At 65.9% G+C, this 18,985-nt stretch carries 12 protein-coding genes, 2 tRNA genes and 3 rRNA genes; 16 read left to right on the forward strand and 1 reads right to left on the reverse strand.

Features of this window, described 5'->3' with window-relative positions; all coding sequences use genetic code 11:
* Positions 1–3 precede the first annotated feature (3 nt).
* From OWM54_RS36030 to OWM54_RS36070, 9 genes are all read left to right on the forward strand, one after another.
* Positions 4–1,788: an ABC transporter ATP-binding protein gene (locus tag OWM54_RS36030; protein WP_223785654.1), complete on the forward strand. Its 1,785-nt coding sequence runs from the start codon at positions 4–6 to the stop codon at positions 1,786–1,788.
* A 544-nt stretch (positions 1,789–2,332) separates the two neighbouring features.
* A complete protein-coding gene (locus OWM54_RS36035) occupies positions 2,333–3,502 on the forward strand; it encodes a PHP domain-containing protein (RefSeq protein ID WP_267700339.1) in 1,170 nt (389 codons plus the stop codon).
* Positions 3,503–3,523: 21 nt separating this feature from the next.
* Entirely contained in the window at positions 3,524–4,807 is a 1,284-nt protein-coding gene (locus tag OWM54_RS36040; RefSeq protein WP_267700340.1) for a 3-deoxy-D-manno-octulosonic acid transferase, read from the forward strand.
* Positions 4,804–5,811: a glycosyltransferase family 4 protein gene (locus tag OWM54_RS36045; protein WP_267700341.1), complete on the forward strand. Its 1,008-nt coding sequence runs from the start codon at positions 4,804–4,806 to the stop codon at positions 5,809–5,811. Before OWM54_RS36040 ends, OWM54_RS36045 begins: the two co-directional genes overlap by 4 nt.
* A 4-nt stretch (positions 5,812–5,815) precedes the next feature.
* On the forward strand, positions 5,816–6,850 hold the full coding sequence (locus tag OWM54_RS36050; protein ID WP_267700342.1) for a glycosyltransferase: 1,035 nt from the start codon (positions 5,816–5,818) through the stop codon (positions 6,848–6,850).
* Positions 6,851–6,905: 55 nt separating this feature from the next.
* The gene (gene lpxK, locus OWM54_RS36055) at positions 6,906–8,009 is read left to right on the forward strand and encodes a tetraacyldisaccharide 4'-kinase (RefSeq protein WP_267700343.1); all 1,104 of its coding nucleotides are present in this window, start codon (positions 6,906–6,908) and stop codon (positions 8,007–8,009) included.
* Positions 8,010–8,040: 31 nt separating this feature from the next.
* The gene (locus OWM54_RS36060) at positions 8,041–9,054 is read left to right on the forward strand and encodes a bifunctional heptose 7-phosphate kinase/heptose 1-phosphate adenyltransferase (protein ID WP_267700344.1); all 1,014 of its coding nucleotides are present in this window, start codon (positions 8,041–8,043) and stop codon (positions 9,052–9,054) included.
* On the forward strand, positions 9,051–9,539 hold the full coding sequence (locus OWM54_RS36065; RefSeq protein WP_223745846.1) for an adenylyltransferase/cytidyltransferase family protein: 489 nt from the start codon (positions 9,051–9,053) through the stop codon (positions 9,537–9,539). The genes OWM54_RS36060 and OWM54_RS36065 overlap by 4 nt, the downstream gene beginning before the upstream one ends.
* Before the next feature lie 3 nt (positions 9,540–9,542).
* Complete coding sequence (locus tag OWM54_RS36070; protein WP_141331808.1) at positions 9,543–9,725, forward strand: Trm112 family protein; 183 nt, start codon at positions 9,543–9,545, stop codon at positions 9,723–9,725.
* Here the strand turns inward: OWM54_RS36070 and OWM54_RS36075 are convergent.
* Positions 9,715–10,809, reverse strand: a complete 1,095-nt coding sequence (locus OWM54_RS36075; RefSeq protein WP_223745847.1) for a glycosyltransferase family 9 protein — start codon at positions 10,807–10,809, stop codon at positions 9,715–9,717. The genes OWM54_RS36070 and OWM54_RS36075 overlap by 11 nt on opposite strands.
* 83 nt (positions 10,810–10,892) lie before the next feature.
* Between OWM54_RS36075 and OWM54_RS36080 the strand changes: the two genes are divergently transcribed.
* The 7 genes from OWM54_RS36080 to rrf all read left to right on the forward strand — a co-directional run bounded on the left by OWM54_RS36080 (position 10,893) and on the right by rrf (position 18,906).
* Complete coding sequence (locus tag OWM54_RS36080) at positions 10,893–11,771, forward strand: YicC/YloC family endoribonuclease (protein WP_141331812.1); 879 nt, start codon at positions 10,893–10,895, stop codon at positions 11,769–11,771.
* Positions 11,768–12,391 (forward strand): guanylate kinase, encoded by a 624-nt coding sequence (gmk, locus tag OWM54_RS36085; RefSeq protein ID WP_141331814.1) that lies wholly within the window; start codon positions 11,768–11,770, stop codon positions 12,389–12,391. Before OWM54_RS36080 ends, gmk begins: the two co-directional genes overlap by 4 nt.
* Positions 12,392–13,423: 1,032 nt before the next feature.
* A 16S ribosomal RNA gene (locus OWM54_RS36090) occupies positions 13,424–14,961 on the forward strand.
* 221 nt (positions 14,962–15,182) lie between these two features.
* Positions 15,183–15,259: transfer RNA gene (locus OWM54_RS36095), tRNA-Ile, on the forward strand.
* A 70-nt stretch (positions 15,260–15,329) separates the two neighbouring features.
* Positions 15,330–15,402, forward strand: a tRNA-Ala gene (locus tag OWM54_RS36100).
* Between the two features lie 260 nt (positions 15,403–15,662).
* Positions 15,663–18,626: ribosomal RNA gene (locus tag OWM54_RS36105) — 23S ribosomal RNA — on the forward strand.
* 163 nt (positions 18,627–18,789) lie between these two features.
* Positions 18,790–18,906, forward strand: a 5S ribosomal RNA gene (gene rrf, locus OWM54_RS36110).
* The 16S, 23S and 5S rRNA genes sit together here with 2 tRNA genes alongside, the layout of an rRNA operon.
* The last annotated feature ends 79 nt before the right edge of the window (positions 18,907–18,985 follow it).

Here is an 18,985-nt window from a genome sequence, read left to right on the forward strand (position 1 = left end):
CAGATGGGGCGGACACTCTGGCGATTGTTGCGCTACGCGCGCCCGCATGCGGCGGTGCTCGTGGTGGCGTTCGTGTGCATGGCGTTCGTGGGCATCGCCACGGGGGCGTACGCGTACCTGACGGGCCCCGCGCTGCGCTTCCTGCTGTCGGGCGGCGAGGAGGGCTTCGGCGGAGCGAACCGGGTGCCGTGGCTCTCGGACCTGCCGCGTGACGCGGCGCTGTGGGGCTTCCCGCTGATGATGGTGGTGGTGGGCGCGGTGAAGGGCGTGGGGTACCTGGGCCAGTTCTACTTCATGGGCCTCTTCGCGCAGCGGGTGGTGAAGGACCTGCGGCGGGAGCTCTTCGTGAAGCTCACGTCGTTGTCGCCGGCGCAGCTCGCGCGTGAGCGGCAGGGAGACTTGCTCAGTCGCTTCTCGTCGGACGTCGCGGCGGTGGAGGCGGCGGCGATGTACACGGTGGGCTCGTACCTGCGGGACAGCCTGCAGGTCATCATCCTGGCGGGAGTGGCGTTGTCGATGAGCCCGCTGCTGGGTGGGCTGATGCTGGTGGTGATTCCGCTCGCGGCGCTGCCGGCGTCGAGGCTGACGCGCAAGGTGCTCAAGGGCACGCGCGAGGGCCAGACGCAGCTGGGGCATCTGGCGGGGCAGCTCCACGAGGGGCTCGGCGGACTGCGGACGATTCAGGCGTTCAACGGGCAGGAGGCGGAGCTGGCGCGGTTCGCCTCGCACGCGAAGGCGCACGAGGAGGCGGTGGTGGGGGCGGCGTGGGCGCGTGGCGGGGTGCCCGGCATCATGGAGGTGCTGGCGGCGGCGGCGCTGGCGGGGGCGTTGGCCTTCGCGGCGAGCGCGAAGTTGATGGAGCCGGAGGCGCTGTTGTCGCTGCTGACGGCGGTCATCCTGGTGTACCAGCCGGTGAAGGACCTGGGCCGGGTGACGCAGTTCGCGATGCAGGCGGGCGCGGCGGGTGAGCGGCTCTTCGCGTTGCTGGACTTGAAGCACCCGGTGCTGGATGCGCCGGACGCGGTGCCTGCGCCGCCCTTGTCCCAGTCGGTGCGCTTCGAGGACGTGAGCTTCGCGTATGGCGAGCGGCGCGCGCTCGAGGGCGTGACGCTGGAGCTGAAGGCGGGGCAGGTGACGGCGCTGGTGGGAGGCAGTGGCGGGGGCAAGAGCACGGTGACGTCGCTGCTCCTGCGCTTCGAGCGGCCCCAGTCCGGGAGGCTGTTGTTGGACGGCGTGGACATGGACCGGTACACGGCGGCGAGCCTGCGCGAGCAGTTGGCGTTGGTGACGCAGGAGCCGTTGTTGTTCCAGGGGACGGTGCTGGACAACCTTCGCTATGCGCGACCGGACGCCACGCGTGAGGAAGTGGAGGCGGCGGCGAAGGTGGCGAACGCGGACGGGTTCATCCGGGCGCTGCCCCAGGGCTACGACACGCGCATCGGCGAGCGCGGCGTGACGTTGAGCGGTGGTCAGCGGCAGCGACTGTGCATCGCGAGGGCGGTGCTGGCGCGAGCGCGCGTGCTGGTCCTGGACGAGGCGACGAGCAGCCTGGACCCCGAGAGCGAGCGCGAGGTGCAGGCTGCGCTGGCGGCGGTGTTGCCGGGGCGCACGGCGCTGGTCATCGCGCACCGGTTGTCCACGGTGGTGAACGCGGACGTGCTCCACGTGATGGAGGCGGGGCGGGCGGTGGAGAGCGGCTCGCACGCGGAGTTGCTCGCGAGGGGCGGGCGTTACGCGGCGCTGTGGAAGATGCAGACGGAGGGCACCCTCGAGCGAGGCGCCGCGTGAAGCGCGGTCCCCTGGAGCCGAGGGCATGCCGTGAGACGCCTGTCCGGGAGTCACGGGTTCATGTTGGGTGGAGCGAAGTCCCGGCGTGCAGCGCACCCATGCGGCAAGACGCCTCTCGGGGCGGGGCTCGTCGTCGACGAACCAGGAGAGGGCGCTCGCCGTCGGACCGGGCGCTGGTGCGCCTGGGCAGGCCTTCGTGTGGCGGCATCCAGGCACAGGACCTGTCGCGGGACGCGGTGGTCTCCGCAGGAGCCGCGCCAATACGTCGGAGTGAGTGCGGGGCTGGCGCGCAGCGGTGCGGTCGGCCCGCGGATGGGGGCTGGCCGGAAGGCTCCTTCGTGCGCGCCACGCCTGTGCGGCGAAGCCGGGTCCCCGCGCCAGGAGTCGGGACTGAACGTGGTGGAGCGCCTGTTTCGGGGACGGCCGAGGTCCGGACAATGATGCTGGAGTCGTCACAGGCTTTGCCTCGGTGCGGCGCCAGGGGCGTTGCCCTCATCGTGACATCCATCGACGTCGTCCCTGCGCGACGTGGAGAAGAGGGGCGATGAGCCGACTTCGTGTGGCGCTCGGCAAGGGGCTTCGCGCGCTGGTGGGCCTGTTGCTCCTCCTCCTGGGCCTCTGCGGCTTCTTCGCGCTCCCGGCCTCGTACACGACATACCCGGTGGTGCCTCCGAAGGAGGGCGAGCCGAGGTGGATTCGGGGCGCCTTCCACGTGCACACCACGCGCTCGGATGGACGAGGCAGTCCCCTCGACGTGGTGCTCGCGGCGAAGGCCGCGGGCCTCGACTTCGTGTTGTTGACGGACCACAACGACTTCACGCCGCCCGCGCCGACCTGGGGCGATGGCGTGCTGCTGATTCCCGGCGTTGAAATCTCGACGTCCGCGGGGCACCTGGTCGCGTTCGGCATGGAGCGCCCGCTGGAGGGCATGACGCGATGGATGCCCGCGGCGGATGCGGTGAGGGCAGTGGAGGCCGCGGGAGGCATGACGGTCCTCGCGCATCCGGTGCAGAAGAAGAACCCGTGGACGGACGAGCCGACCGCCCGTGAGGCAAAGGGGTTCGAGCTGTACTCGGCGGACACGTTCTTCCGTCACGCCATGCGCAATCCGGTGAGCCGATTGCTGCCGGCCGTGGGCGCGTATCTCGCGAACCCGATGCACGGGGTGATGCTGCTCGTCGCGCCCGAGCCCGAGCCTGGCGAGCGCTTCATGGACCTCTCGCGGGAGCAGCCCAAGCGCTCCTTCTGCGCGCATGATGCGCATGGCCTGCCGTCGTACGAGTCCGTGTTCAGCTCGCTCGCGATGTACCTCCCGCCCGAGCAGCTCCCCTCGCCCCTGCCGAAGGATGCGAAGGTGGCCGCGGCGCTCGTGACGAGAGCGCTGCGAGGAGGCTCGGCGCTCTGTTCCTTCCGCGCGCTGGGGGAGCCCGAGGGCTTCGCCCTGGAGGGCGTGGACCCGGAGCAGCGCGAGGCCCGGGTGGGGGATGTCCTGAAGGTGCGCCTGCCGGGGTTGCCGGACGTGGACACGGTTCGGGTGCAGGTGTGGGGAGAAGGCCGACTGGGGGAGGACGGCACGTCGGTGGAGCTGACAGGGGAGGGGCTGGTGCGGGTGGAGGTCTGGGCGAAGGGGCCCGGACGCTTCTTCGGGTCCGAATGGCGACCTTGGATTGTTCCGAATCCCGTGCGTGTGCTGCCTCGGACCCCTGGCATCTGATAGAGGGCCGGGGAGCCGTCCATGCGACTCCTCTACATCCTCGCCACGTACCTGCTCTTCCCGCTGCTCCTCCCGGTGCTGTGTGTGCACCGGAAGACGCGTCATGGCCTGTGGCAGCGACTGGGGTTCTATTCCCCGGGCGCGTTGCCCGTGAGGGGCGATGGGCCCGTGGTGTGGCTGCACGGAGCGAGCGCGGGGGATCTGCTCGCGCTCTCCCCGATGTTCGCGCCGCTGCGAGCGCGCTTCCCGGGTTGCCAGCTCATCCTGTCGACGATGACGGACAGCGGCCATGCGATGGCGACGGGGCGGCTGGCCAAGGACATCGATGGCGTCATCTACGTGCCGTATGACCTGTGGGGCGCGACGCGGCGGGCGATGAAGGCGCTCCGGCCGGACATCCTGGTCCTCGAGTACACGGAGATCTGGCCCAACCTCATCCGCGCGGCGAAGCGCGGAGGGGCACGCGTGGTGATGACCAACGGCCGCTTCTCGCCTGCGAACGTGGGGCGCTACCGGGCGTTGTTCGGGCTCATCGGCAATCCGCTGAAGGACCTGGACCTGATGTTGATGCGCCACGAGGACGAAGCGGAGCGGGCGAGGAGTCTGGGCGCGCGGCCCGACTGGGTGATGGTGACGGGGAACACGAAGTTCGACTCCCTGGCCTCGGGGCCCGCGCCGGAGGACGCCACGTTGCGCGAGGTACTGGGGCTGCCGGTGGGCGCGCCCGTATGGATTGCCGGAAGCACGCACGAGGGAGAGGAGGAGGCGCTGCTGGGTGTCTACCGGCGCCTGCTCGCGAAGTGGCCGGAGCTGCGGCTGGTGATTGCGCCGAGGTACGTGGACCGAGCGGCGCGGGTGGTGACGCTCGCGCGGGACGCGGGGCTGAGCGTGGGGCTGCGCTCGAAGGGCAACCCCGAGCGAGGGCAGGTGGTGGTGCTGGACACCATCGGCGAGCTGTCGCGGGCGTACCGACTGGGGACGGTGGTGTTCGTGGGAGGCTCGTTCACGAAGCGCGGTGGCCAGAACATCCTGGAGCCCGCGGGGCAGGGCAAGCCGGTGTTGTTCGGGCCGCACATGGACAACTTCCGGGACAGTGTGACGGTGTTGTCGGGGCACGGAGGCATCCAGGTGGCGGACGCGGAGGAGCTGCACGCGAGGCTCGCGGAGCTGTTGGAGGACCCGAGGCGAATCGATGAGCTCGGGGCCCGGGCCCTGGAGACGGTGGGCCGGATCTCCGGCGCGAGCGAGCGCAACGCCGAGGCGATGCTGTCGCTCTTCCCGCACGGAAGGGCGGAGCCGCGATGACGCTCATCATCCACCCGCATTTCCACAACCGGTACACGGGCGTCACGCGTCACGTCGAGTCGGTGGTGCCGGCGCTGGTGAAGGACTCGGGCTCGGAGACGCGGGTCATCGGCTCGGGACTGAGCGAGGGCCTGCCGCGAATCACCTGGCCGGAGTTGCTGCGCAGGGCGCGCTCGGAGCCGGTGGTATGGCACGCGCATCGGAACAATGAGCTGCTCGCGGGGATGCTGTTGAAGCTGGTGGGCCGACAGGTGCGGTTGGTGTTCACTCGGCACACGTCGATGGCGCCCAGTGGTTTCACGCGCTTCATCGCGCGGGGCGCGGACGCGCTGGTGTCGTTGACGAAGCAGGTGGCGGACGTCATCGCGTTGCCGTCGACGGTCATCTCGCACGGCATCGACCTGACGCGCTTCCATCCGCCCGAGGACCGTCAGAAGGCCTGGGAGCGACTGGGGCAGGGTGGGCGCCTGGGAATCGGCGTCATCGGTCGCATCCGGAAGGAGAAGGGGCAGGGCGACTTCCTGGAGGCGGTGCGTCCGCTGCTACCCGAGCACCCCGAGTGGCAGGGCGTGCTGGTGGGCCTGGCGAAGGGCGCGGATCTGGACTGGGTGAACGGCCTGCGCGCCGGCATCGAGGACCGGGTGACGCTGGCCGGAGAGCAGTCGGTCATCGAGCCCTGGTACCAGGGGCTCACGGTGCTGGTGCACCCGTCCTATGCGGAGGGGTATTCGCTGGTGCACGTGGAGGCGATGGCGTCGGGTTGTTGTGTGGTGGCATCGAAGCTGCCGTACCTGGACACGCTCATCGAGCATGGCCGCACGGGCTTCTTCTTCGAGCCGGGAGACGTGAAGGCGCTGCGGGAGCTCCTCGGCATGTTGATGCGGGAGCCGGAGCGAGCGCGGCAGGTGGGGCGCAACGCGGCCGAGGAGGCACGTCGGCGGTGTGGCGTGGAGCATGAGGCGCACGCGCTGGAGGCGCTGTACCGCACGCTGGTGAGGCGCTGAGCGGATGCGCATCCTTCACCTGCTCGCGAGCCCGTTCTTCAGTGGACCCGCGGAGAACGTCGCGCTGCTGGCTCGAGCGCAGCGGGAGGCGGGGCACGAGGTGATGGTGGCGGTGGACCGTCGTCGCAAGGACGTGCCGGCGGAGGAGCCCGCGGTGCCGCGCTTCCAGGAACTCGGCCTGTTGGACGAAGGCGGCCTGGAGTTGTCCGTGAAGTCGCCGCCGTGGCGCATGTGGAGCGACTCGCGGCGTCTGCGCGCGCGGCAGGTGGACGTGGTGCATTCGCACTTCAGTCACGACCACTTCCTCGCGAGGTGGGGACGTCCCCGAGGCGCGGTGCTGGTGCGCTCGCTGCATGCGCCCCGTTCGCTGCGCTCCTCGTTGCCCGCGGCGGACGCGTACACGGTTCCGGCGAGCGCGCTGTTGCCGAGGCTGTTGGAGCGAGGGAAGCGAGCCCGGGTGCTCCCGGCGCTGGTGGACCCGAGGTTCCGGCCCGAAGCGGACCGCGAGTCGCTCCGGCGCGAGCTGGGGCTCATGGGCGGACCGCTGGTGGGAATGGTCTCCACGTTCCAGCCTTCGAGGCGCCATGCGGTTGGCGTGGAGGCCTTCGCGAAATACCGCCAGCACCATCCTCACGCGCGCTTCATCCTCGTGGGTGACGGAGCGTTGCTGGAGGCGACGCGCCATCAGGTGGCTGCGCTGGGATTGACGGACGCGGTGACCTTCGCGGGCTATCAGCAGGGCGCGGCCTTCGCGCGCTGGCTCAAGGCGCTGGATGAGGTCTGGCTGCTGGGCTTGGGGAATGACTGGAGCGCGAGGGCCGCGGCCCAGGCGCGAGCGTGTGGTGTCCGAGTGGTCGCGGTGGACGAAGGCGCATTGCCGGACCTGGCGGATGCGCGAGTGGCCGAGCCCACGCCCGAAGCCGTCGTGAAGGCGGCGCTCTCGGGAGTGCTCGCGCCGGTGGCCCATCCGACGAACGCGCGCATCGCCGCCGATGTGCTCGCCATGTACGCCGAGGCGGCCAACGGGGCTCCTCGATGAGGTCCATGTCGGACGTCGAGCCCAGCGCGCTCCGGGCGATGGGAGCCCGTCGGTCTTGAGTCCTCCCGCCTCCGAGTCGCCCACCGCCATCGAGCGGGTCTTCTACCCACCGTCACCGGAGGACTGGGGCCGCAGGGTGTTGCTGTCTCCGCTGACGGCGTTGTCGTGGAGCTACGCCGCGGCGGTGCAACTTCGAAGAGCCCTGTACGACAAGGGGCTGCTGCGAGCCGAGCGTGTCGAGGGACTCCGAGTCCTCTCCGTGGGCAACCTCAACGTGGGCGGAACGGGCAAGACGCCCGCGGTGCTGTACCTGGCGGAGCAGCTCGTCCGGGCGGGGCGCAAGGTCGGCATCCTCACGAGAGGTTACGGTCGGCGCTCACGGGAGCCGCTGACCTTCACGGGAGCACAGCCGCTCCCCTCGGTGGAGGACGCGGGAGACGAGCCGCTGTTGCTCGCGACGCGATGTCCGAGCGTGAGGCTCTTCGTGAATCCCGACCGGGTCGCCAGTGCGCTGCGAGCACGGGACGAGTTCGGCCTGGACACGGTGTTGCTCGACGATGGCTTTCAACACCGTCGCCTCGCGCGGGACGAGGACCTGGTGGTGGTGGACGAGGCGGTGGGGCTGGGCAATGGCCACATGCTTCCGCGAGGTCCGCTGCGTGAGCCCGCTTCATCGATTCGACGCGCCACGCTGCTCTGGGTGCGCACGTCCGCGGCGGCCGTGGGTGAGCCCCCAGCGGTGAGCCTTCCGCGAGAAGCCGAGTCGATTCCCCGGGTGCGAGCGCGCTATGGGCCCTCGGCATGGGTGGACCCGGAGGGCATGTCGCATCCACCGGAGCGCCTGAGAGGGCAGGGCGTGTTGGCGCTGGCGGGGCTTGGCCGGCCGGGGGGCTTCCTGAAGACCCTGAGGACGCTGGGGGTGGAGGTCGTCGACGCGGCGCTGTTCCCGGACCATCACCGCTTCACTGCCGAGGAGCTGGAGGACGTGGTCCAGCGGGCGGCGCGTCGCGGCGTGGTGGTGACGACGACGGAGAAGGACGCGGTGCGGCTGCCTCCCGGGTTCGAGGCGTGGAAGGTGCGGTTGGGGGTGGAGGTGCTGGAGGGAGCGGCCCACCTGTATCGGGCGCTCGGGCTGGCGGGCGCGTCAGGCGACTTGTGAGACGAGGGGGGCTGTGGGACAAACCGCCGCCATGGCCGCGGTCTCGCCCGTTCGCTCCTCGCCCTTGCCCTCTCGCCTGCCGCTCGCGTTCTCGCGTCGTCGCGTGCTGCTGGTCGGGGACCTCGTCGCAGACCACTACATCTACGGACAGACGGACCGGGTGAGCCGCGAGGCGCCCGTGCTCATCGTCCGCTACGAGTCCGCGGAGGTGAAGCTGGGCGGAGGCGCGAATGTCGCGGCCAACGTCCGCGCCTTGACGGGCCAGGTGACGGCTGTCGGTGTGCTCGGCGCGGACGAGATGGGCGGCGAGCTGCGCCACCTGTTCTCCGAGGCCGGCGTCCGGCTGCACGCGGTGGGCGGTCGAGACATCGCGACGGAGACGAAGACGCGCATCCTGGCCGGTGGCCTGAGCACCACGCGGCAGCAGATGCTGCGCCTGGACCGGGGACAGCGCTCGGAGTTGCCGCCCCGGGTGCGCAAGGCCCTGGCCCGTCACGTGGAGCAGGCCGCTCGGGACGCGGACGCGGTGGTCGTCTCGGACTACGGCGCGGGGGTGCTGAACGACGAGGTGCGAGGTGTGCTCCGCAAGCTCGCGGCGGATGGGCTGCCGGTGTGCGTGGACAGCCGCTATGCGCTCGCGTCGTTCTCGGGGCTGACGGTGTGCAAGCCCAACGAGCCCGAGCTGGAGGCGCTCGCGGGCCGGCCCGTGCGCTCGGAGCAGGACCTGCTCCTGGCCGGGAAGGAAGCGGTGCGCCGGCTGGGGTGTCGTGCGTTGCTGGTGACGCGGGGCCGCCACGGCATGGCGCTCTTCGACGCGGACGGCGGCGTGGACCTCATCCCGGTGCACGGCGCGAAGGCCGCGGTGGACGTGACGGGCGCGGGCGACACGGTGATTGCGACCTTCTCGCTGGCCGTCGCGGCTGGAGCTTCGTTCGGCGAGGCGGCGAGGCTGGCGAACGTGGCCGGCTCCATGGTGGTGCAGAAGTCGGGGACCGCGACGGTGTCCCGGGATGAGCTGCTGGCGGAGCTGCGGAGCGCGCGATGAGCACCTTGGAGAAGATTCAGTCGCTCGAGCAGGTGGCGGAGGCGAGGGCCCGCTGGAAGCAGGAGGGCCGCACGGTGGCGCTCGCCAACGGTGTGTTCGACCTGCTGCACGTCGGCCACGTGCGCTACCTGGAGGGCGCGCGCGAGCTGGCGGACGTGCTGGTGGTGGCGGTGAACTCGGACACCTCGACGCGCGCGTACAAGGGGCCTGGCAGGCCGCACATCCCGGAGAACGAGCGCGCGGAGCTGGTCGCCGCACTCGCGTGCACGGACCGGGTCATCGTCTTCGACGAGCCGAACGTGCGCGGCATCATCCGGGTGTTGAAGCCTGATGTGCACGTGAAGGGCACGGACTACACGCCCGACAGCATCCCCGAGGGTGACGAGGTCCGTGCCTACGGTGGCCGCACCGCGGTGTCGGGCGACCCGAAGAACCACAGCACCACGGAGCTGGCGCGTCGGCTCGGGCGTGAGGACGCGAAGTAGCCCATGGATGCCCCGCTCCTGGCGGTGCTGGGCTGCCCCCGATGCAAGGGGGCGCTCGTCGTCCTGGGGACTGGCGCCACGGAGCGGCTCCACTGCGTGGCCTGCCATGCCTCGTGGCCCGTGAAGGACGGCGTGCCGCAGCTGCTTCCCGAGCTGATGACTCGCGAGGACGCGCCTAGGCGGTGAGCTTCGCGGCGAAGGAGCGTGCCTCTTCGGCGGCGCGAGCCTCGAGCCCCTGTCCTCCCGCGCCATCGACGATGGACGTGAGGTCGACCATGCGGTGTGGGCCATAGGCGTGGCCCCAGCGCTCCATGTCCATCCGGAGGAAGAACGCCAACGTCGGCGCACCCACGGCGACGGACAGGTGCATGGGCCCGGTGTTGTTGCACACGGTGAGGCCGGCGGCGCGCATGAGGGCCGCGAGCTCATCCAGGTTGGTGGGAGGCGCCAGTCGGGCCCCGGGCGCGCCAACGAGCACGGCCTTCGCCAGCTCCTCCTCTCCGGGCCCCCACGTCACGATGGGCGTGCGGCCCGCCTCCAGCAACGCCCGTGCGGCGGCGGCGAAGGCCTCCGGAGGGATGCGACGGGGGCCCAGCCGGCCGCCGGGGTTGATGACCGCGCACGGCATGGAGGCGTCCTCTTCCAGGAACGTGCGGAAGGAGTCGCGGATGTACGGCTCCCGGAAGGACAGCTCCCGGGCCAGCTCGTTGCCGGCCACGGGGGAGAGCAGGTGGGTGCGCTGGACGGCCTCGCTGCGGGTATCGGGCCGCGCGGGAACGGAGAGCGAGTGCAGGTACGTCACGGGCCAGACCTTGGGGCCGACGACCACGGCGCGAGGACCGGCCAGTCGCGACACCAGCGCGCTCGTCACGGACGGGGCCTCCCAGTTGGCGCAGTCGACCACCAGGTCGTAGTTCGCCTGACGCAGGGCGCGGATGCCGGGGGCCAGGGGACCGGCCCAGATGTGGCGACGGTCGAAGGCGATGACCTGGTCCGCGTCGGGGTGGTTGGCGAGGACCCGGGCCACCTTGGCGTGGACCAGGACGTGGACCTCGGGCGCGGGATGGACCTGGGCCTTGAGGGCGCGCAGCAGGGGGGTGGTGAGGAGGGCCTCGCCCACGCGGTTGTCGGGCCGCACGAGCAGCACCTTCCGGGGGACGGGGAGAGACTTTCCGGGGCGCAGCTTGCGGCCGGGGCGCCAGAACAGCAGGGACGCCACGAGCGCGAGTGCCAGCTTCGCCCATAACTCGAGCCGCTTGTGCCAGGACATCGCGGCGCGGACCCTACACAGAACTGAAAGGCGTGCAAGCACGCTGCTTGACCTGCGGGCGGAAAGCCCCTAGCAACCGCCCAATGCTGAAGAGCATGACCGGGTTTGGCGCGGGCCGCGCGCGCGTGGGAGACGAAGAGGTCTCCGTGGAGCTGCGCTCGCTCAATCACAAGTTCTGCGAGGTGAAGGCGCGACTGCCGCGCGAGCTCGCCTCCCTGGAGCCGCTCGTCACGAAGCAGGTGAAGGACCGGCTGGCGCGTGGCTCGGTGGAGCTGCTGGTGAAGCGGCAGTCCTCCACGGCCTCGGGCACCGTGCCCACGGTGGACCTCAACCTGGCGCGCGAGTACCTGCGCACCTTCCGGGAGCTGGCCAAGGAGCTGGGCCTCTCCCAGGACGTCACCTGGTCCCAGGTGGCCAACCAGCAGGGAGTGGTCCGCCTGGAGGAGAAGGGCGTCGACCTGGAGTCCGCGACGCCCGCGGTGACGGCGGCGCTGGACCAGGCGCTCGGGGCCTTGGAGAAGATGCGGCTCGTCGAGGGGGAGGCCATCCACGCCGACCTCGATGCGCGCATGAAGCTGCTCGAGGGGTGGAGCCGGGAGGTGGCGCAGCTGGCGCCCCGCGCCGTGCAGGACTACCAGCAGCGACTCACCGAGCGCGTGGCGGAGCTGGCGCGCGGCGTGGCGGTGGACCCGCAGCGGCTGGCCCAGGAGGTCGCGCTCTTCGCCGAGCGCACGGACATCGCCGAGGAGGTGACGCGCCTGGCGAGCCACCTCGAGCAGTTCCGCGCCCTCATGGCGAGCCAGGAGCCCACGGGCCGCCGCATGGACTTTCTCGTGCAGGAGATGCACCGCGAGGTGAACACGACGGGCTCCAAGAGCCAGCACGCGGACATCTCCGCGCGCGTGGTCTCGATGAAGGCCGAGGTCGAGCGCATCCGCGAACAGGTGCAGAACGTCGAATGAGCGAAACCACCATCCTTCCGCCCGGTCTGTTGCTCGTCCTCTCCGCCCCCTCTGGAGCGGGGAAGACCACCCTGGCCCACCGGCTCCTCCGGGAGACGCCCCAGGCGAACTTCTCCATCAGCGTCACGACGCGCCGGCCCCGAGGCAAGGAGCAGGAGGGCGTCGACTACCACTTCGTGGACGTGGCCACCTTCCAGGCGAAGATCGAACGCGGCGAGTTCGTGGAGTGGGCGGAGGTCCACGGCCACTTCTACGGGAGCCCCCAGTCGACGGTGGACATCGCTCGGGCCAACCGGGGCGTCGCCATCTTCGACATCGACGTGCAGGGGGGCCAGGCCATCAAGCGCAAGCACCCGGACGCGGTCCTCATCTTCGTGCTGCCTCCCTCCATGGAGGAGCTCGAGCGTCGTCTGAGGGACCGGCAGACGGACTCTGACGAGACCATCCGTCGGCGCATGCTGGCGGCGCGCTCCGAGATGGAGCGGGGAATCGCCGCGTACGACTATGTGGTCGTGAATGACGACTTCGACCGGGCCTACAGTGAGCTCAAGGCCGTGGTCGTCGCCGAGGGATGCCGCCGGGGGCGGGCGGACGTCTCCCGGTTGAAGCTCGGCGTCTGAGCCTGGGAGAGGTGTCCTCCATGTGGCGCCGAAGTGACGAGAAGCAAACTTCTTGCGCTGGTCCCTGGCTTGGTGGATAAGCCGCCCACCTCACGGCGAGGCGCGGAAGGGCAGGTCGCCTTCGCGTCGCCGGGAGCCACGACGGAAACGCCGTGGAATCAGCGCCTCGGGCGCTGTGGTTCTCTGATTCAACATGGATAGGACCGTGCGCCTCGTGGCGGCCCAGAGTGGGCCCTCAGGGGGCAGGCAAGCGTCCGGAGCGGCTCGTGACTGCGAGTTGACATTCTCCGGAGCGCTCCATACATGGTCGACCGGATGGTAGTGGTTCAGTGGGCGTGCGGGTGGTAGTGCAGGACGTCGTCTCATGGGAGACGGCACTGAGCTGGGTCGGCGGGGGAGGGCAGCTTGTCGACGGTTTGACTTCAGTCGCGGTGGTGGTACAAGCCGCGCCCCTCGCAACGAAGCCGCGCACTGGCGCGGAGCACTTCACGCGAAGGCAGGACGACATCGGAAATACGGCGGTCAGCGCAGTGGGTTGACAGAAGATGCGGCGGTGGTAGAAGCCGCGCCCCGACGAAGAGGCCCGGGCAGCAGACGGGTGGGAACGGCGGGGTGGTCAACGAAGCGGCGGTTGACACGGGATGCGGCGAAGAGGTAGAAGCCGCGCCCCTCACGAAGAGAAACAGCGGAAGCCACTGGGCGGCGCTGAAGACTTCGAGAGAGCCAAGGGGACGCAAGTCGAAGTTGACAGCTGATGCGGACCTGAATAGAAGATGCAACCCGCCGAAAGCAGCAAGCGGCGGACAAGAAGAAAGATATCAAAAGGTCGCGGCAGAAACAAGCGACTCGGTCTTTGAAAACCAAATAGCAAGCCCAAGAAGAAGAGAAGGATTGCGGAAACCGCAGTCAATCTTTGAGAAGGCCCCAGTCAGGGAGCGCTGAGAAGCGCATACCGGCAGGGCCTCGTAGTGAATCAGCGAGTTGAGGTTCCTTAGCCGGGCCTCAGCTGACGCCGGTTCAACCTTCAAAATAAAATTGGAGAGTTTGATCCTGGCTCAGAACGAACGCTGGCGGCGTGCCTAACACATGCAAGTCGAGCGCGAATAGGGGCAACCCTTAGTAGAGCGGCGCACGGGTGCGTAACACGTGGATAATCTGCCTGGATGCTCGGGATAACCAGTCGAAAGATTGGCTAATACCGGATAAGCCCACGGTTTCTTCGGAGACTGAGGGAAAAGGTGGCCTCTGTATACAAGCTATCACAACCAGATGAGTCCGCGGCCCATCAGCTAGTTGGCGGGGTAATGGCCCACCAAGGCGACGACGGGTAGCTGGTCTGAGAGGACGATCAGCCACACTGGAACTGAGACACGGTCCAGACTCCTACGGGAGGCAGCAGTGGGGAATTTTGCGCAATGGGCGAAAGCCTGACGCAGCAACGCCGCGTGTGTGATGAAGGTCTTCGGATTGTAAAGCACTTTCGACCGGGACGAAAACCCGTAGCCCAACACGCTACGGCTTGACGGTACCGGGAGAAGAAGCACCGGCTAACTCTGTGCCAGCAGCCGCGGTAATACAGAGGGTGCAAGCGTTGTTCGGAATTATTGGGCGTAAAGCGCGTGTAGGCGGCGTGACAAGTCGGGTGTGAAAGCCCTCAGCTCAACTGAGGAAGTGCGCCCGAAACTGTCGTGCTTGAGTGCCGGAGAGGGTGGCGGAATTCCCCAAGTAGAGGTGAAATTCGTAGATATGGGGAGGAACACCGGTGGCGAAGGCGGCCACCTGGACGGTAACTGACGCTGAGACGCGAAAGCGTGGGGAGCAAACAGGATTAGATACCCTGGTAGTCCACGCCGTAAACGATGAGAACTAGGTGTCGTGGGAGTTGACCCCCGCGGTGCCGTAGCTAACGCATTAAGTTCTCCGCCTGGGAAGTACGGTCGCAAGACTAAAACTCAAAGGAATTGACGGGGGCCCGCACAAGCGGTGGAGCATGTGGTTTAATTCGACGCAACGCGCAGAACCTTACCTGGTCTTGACATCCTCGGAATCTCTCAGAGATGAGGGAGTGCCCGCAAGGGAACCGAGAGACAGGTGCTGCATGGCTGTCGTCAGCTCGTGTCGTGAGATGTTGGGTTAAGTCCCGCAACGAGCGCAACCCTCGCCTTTAGTTGCCACGCAAGTGGATCTCTAGAGGGACTGCCGGTGTTAAACCGGAGGAAGGTGGGGATGACGTCAAGTCCTCATGGCCTTTATGACCAGGGCTACACACGTGCTACAATGGCCGGTACAGAGCGTTGCCAACCCGCGAGGGGGAGCTAATCGCATAAAACCGGTCTCAGTTCAGATTGGAGTCTGCAACTCGACTCCATGAAGGCGGAATCGCTAGTAATCGCAGATCAGCACGCTGCGGTGAATACGTTCCCGGGCCTTGTACACACCGCCCGTCACACCATGGGAGTCGATTGCTCCAGAAGTCATCTCACCAAGAGATGCCCAAGGAGTGGTCGGTAACTGGGGTGAAGTCGTAACAAGGTAGCCGTAGGGGAACCTGCGGCTGGATCACCTCCTTTCTAAGGAGACCGGGCATCGGACACGCACTTCGGTGCGAGTAGGCGATGCCAGCAGCCTTCGGGCTGCGTCAGGTCGACCAGGTCAACGTTTCCGAGTCCAATCCGACTCGACTTCTTCGGGCTTGCTGTTTGGTTTTGAAGGACTGAGTGCGCGGGAAGCCGCGGCACCAGCTCTTTGAGAATGAAGGACGCTGTAGGAAGAATCGACGCGGTAGCTCCCTGGGCCTATAGCTCAGCTGGCTAGAGCGCGCGCCTGATAAGCGCGAGGTCGGTGGTTCAAGTCCACCTAGGCCCACCACTTCCTCGAGACGTAAGTCGAGAGGGGACAAGTGGTGACGCACCCAGCATGGTAGAATGGCCTGGTTTATGGGGCTGTAGCTCAGTTGGGAGAGCGCCAGCTTTGCAAGCTGGATGTCGTCGGTTCGATTCCGATCAGCTCCACTACGATTTTCCCTGCAGTCCGAGTGGGAAGCGTTCTTTGACAAGTGCATACGAAGGGTAAGTTGCAATTTCTGCTGAGTAACAAGTTCTCGCAGAAAGCACTGCCGAAACCGTCGCCGGGAGGCGAGGTGAGAGGCGGTGTTTCTACAAGCGAATTAGAAGTGAATCTTCCGGGCCTGCTGCGAAGAGCAGGGGTCTGGGCCTTGGTTTCGAGTTTCGACAATCCGCCGGGAGGCGGGCGTTGGACAAGAGATTAGGGCAAGTAAGCTACTAAGGGCGTGCGGTGGATGCCTAGGTGCCAAGAGGCGATGAAGGACGCGGGTGGCTGCGAAAAGCTTCGGGGAGCTGTCAACCAAGCGTTGATCCGGAGATGTCCGAATGGGGAAACCCAGCACTGCGAATAGCGGTGTTACCTCCTACTGAATACATAGGTAGGAAGGAGCTAACCAGGGGAAGTGAAACATCTCAGTACCCTGAGGAAGAGAAAACAATGAGTGATTCCCAAAGTAGTGGCGAGCGAAATGGGAGAAGCCCAAACCGAAGTCACGAAAGTGGCGTCGGGGTAGCGGGTCCACGGTAGGACTTTGACTGGCTAGCGGAAGCCTCTGGAAAGGGGCACCAAAGAGCGTGATAGTCGCGTACGCGAAAGCTGGTTGGAGCTGAGTGGGTTACCCAAGTAAGGCGGGACACGTGCAATCCTGCCTGAATCAGCCGGGACCATCCGGTAAGGCTAAATACTCCTTGGCGACCGATAGTGAACAAGTACCGCGAGGGAAAGGTGAAAAGAACCCCGGCAAGGGGAGTCAAAAGAACCTGAAACCGCATGTCTACAAGCAGTTCGAGCTCTACGGCGCAAGCCAGAGCGAGAGCGTACCTTTTGCATCATGATTCGGCGACTTAATATACGTAGCGAGGCTAAGCCGATAGGTGGAGCCGGAGCGAAAGCGAGTCCTAAAAGGGCGAATTAGTTGCGTGTATTATAACCCGAAGCGGGGTGATCTACACATGGCCAGGTTGAAGTGCGGGTAACACCGCATGGAGGACCGAACTCATGAAAGTTGAAAATTTCTGGGATGAGCTGTGTGTAGGGGTGAAAGGCCAATCAAACTCCGTGATAGCTGGTTCTCCCCGAAAGATATTTAGGTATCGGCTCGGGCAATTCAATACTGGAGGTAGAGCACTGGAACGGCTAGGGGTCTCACCAGATTACCAAACCGTACCAAACTCCGAATGCCAGTAATTGTTAGCCCGGGACGCAGTCAGTGGGTGATAACGTCCATTGGCAAGAGGGGAATAACCCAGACCGACAGCTAAGGCCCCCAAATCTAGTCTAAGTGAACACTAGAAAGGATGTGGCAGGTCATTGACAACCAGGAGGTTGGCTTAGAAGCAGCCATCCTTTAAAGAAAGCGTAATAGCTCACTGGTCAAGACAGGCCGCGCCGAAAATGTAACGGGGCTCAAGACTAGTGCCGAAGCTTCGGGTCATACGTAAAGCGTATGGCGGTAGGGGAGCGTTCCAACTGCAGCGAAGGCCGACCGAAAGGGCGACTGGAGCGGTTGGGAGTGCTGATGCCGAAATGAGTAGCGATAAAGGGGGTGAGAAACCCCCTCGCCGTAAACCCAAGGTTTCCTGGGTCAAGTTAATCTTCCCAGGGTTAGCCGGAACCTAAGTCGAGGCCGAAAGGCGTAGATGATGGAAAGCGGGTTAATATTCCCGCGCCATCTTGCAAGCGTTGAACTAAGGGAGGACGGAGAAAGCTAGACGAGCTGACCGGCGGTTGTGTCAGTCTAAAGGCGTAGGGGTGTCGCGTACGAATAAAGGCGCGGCAGCTATCCTCGAGACCTTATGGCGCCCCGTAAGGGGTAAGTCGTCGATGCTCTGCTTCCAAGAAAAGTCCCGTAGGGAGCTTGCAGGGTGTCCGTACCGTAAACCGACACAGGTGGGTGAGGAGAAAATCCTAAGGCGCTTGAGAGAACTCTCCTCCAAGGAACTAGGCAAATTTCCACCGTAACTTCGGAAGAAGGTGGGCCTCTGGTAGGTGAAGGCGTACAGCTGGAGCCGAGAGAGGTTGCAGAGAAATGGCGGTAGCGACTGTTTACCAAAAACACAGGACTCTGCGAAGGCGACAAGCCGACGTATAGGGTCTGACTCCTGCCCGGTGCTGGAAGGTTAAGGGGATTCGTCAGCCGCAAGGCGAAGCGATGATCCGAAGCCCCAGTAAACGGCGGCCGTAACTATAACGGTCCTAAGGTAGCGAAATTCCTTGTCGGGTAAGTTCCGACCTGCACGAATGGAGTAACGACTTCCGCGCTGTCTCGGAGAGGGACTCAGCGAAATTGAAATAGCTGTGCCGATGCAGTTTACCCGCAGCAAGACGGAAAGACCCCGTGAACCTTTACTATAACTTGACAGTGACACTAGGGATTGACTGTGTAGGATAGGTGGGAGCCTTTGAAGCCGGGCCGCTAGGTTCGGTGGAGGCAACGGTGAAATACCACCCTGTTGATTTCTGGTGTCTAACCATGTCCCGTTAGCCGGGATTGGGACACTGTCTGGTGGGTAGTTTGACTGGGGCGGTCGCCTCCCAAAGAGTAACGGAGGCGCGCGATGGTTCCCTCAGCCCGATTGGAAACCGGGCGGCGAGTGCAATGGCATAAGGGAGCTTGACTGCGAGACGGACACGTCGAGCAGGTGCGAAAGCAGGTCATAGTGATCCGGTGGTCCTGAATGGAAGGGCCATCGCTCAACGGATAAAAGGTACTCCGGGGATAACAGGCTTATCTCCCCCAAGAGTTCACATCGACGGGGAGGTTTGGCACCTCGATGTCGGCTCATCGCATCCTGGGGCTGGAGCAGGTCCCAAGGGTTTGGCTGTTCGCCAATTAAAGCGGTACGCGAGCTGGGTTCAAAACGTCGTGAGACAGTTTGGTCCCTATCTGCTGTGGGCGTAGGATACTTGAGAGGCTCTGACCTTAGTACGAGAGGACCGGGTTGGAGGCACCGCTGGTGTACCAGTTGTCTCGCCAGAGGCATCGCTGGGTAGCCATGTGCCGATTGGATAACCGCTGAAAGCATCTAAGCGGGAAACCGACCTCAAGACCAGGTATCCCGGGCGCAAGCCCCTGAAGACCCGTCGAAGACTACGACGTTGATAGGCTGGGTGTGTAAGCGCGGTAACGCGTTGAGCTAACCAGTACTAATTGGTCGAGCGGCTTACTTCCCCCTATCTCTTGCGCGCCCCCTTGAGGGGAGTAAGGGACTCGGGGCCAAGGCCGAGGCTTGAATGCATGTGCATTCACCCGGAAGAAACTTCTTTAAAGCACAGCGAGGCTTGATACTCGCAGAATGCTGCAACTTACCCTTCGTATGCACTGTCTCTTGTTTTCCGGTGGCAATGTCGGAGGGGTCACACCCGTTCCCATCCCGAACACGGAAGTTAAGCCCTCCAGAGCCGATGGTACTCCGCGGGAAACCGCGTGGGAGAGTAGGTCGCTGCCGGATTCTTTTTGAGAAGCCCTCGTCGCCTCGTGCGACGGGGGCTTTTCTTTTTCCGCGTGGACCACCCGCCTCAGCGCTCCAA

The sequence above is a fragment of the Myxococcus sp. MISCRS1 genome (assembly GCF_026626605.1).
GTDB lineage: Bacteria > Myxococcota > Myxococcia > Myxococcales > Myxococcaceae > Myxococcus > Myxococcus fulvus.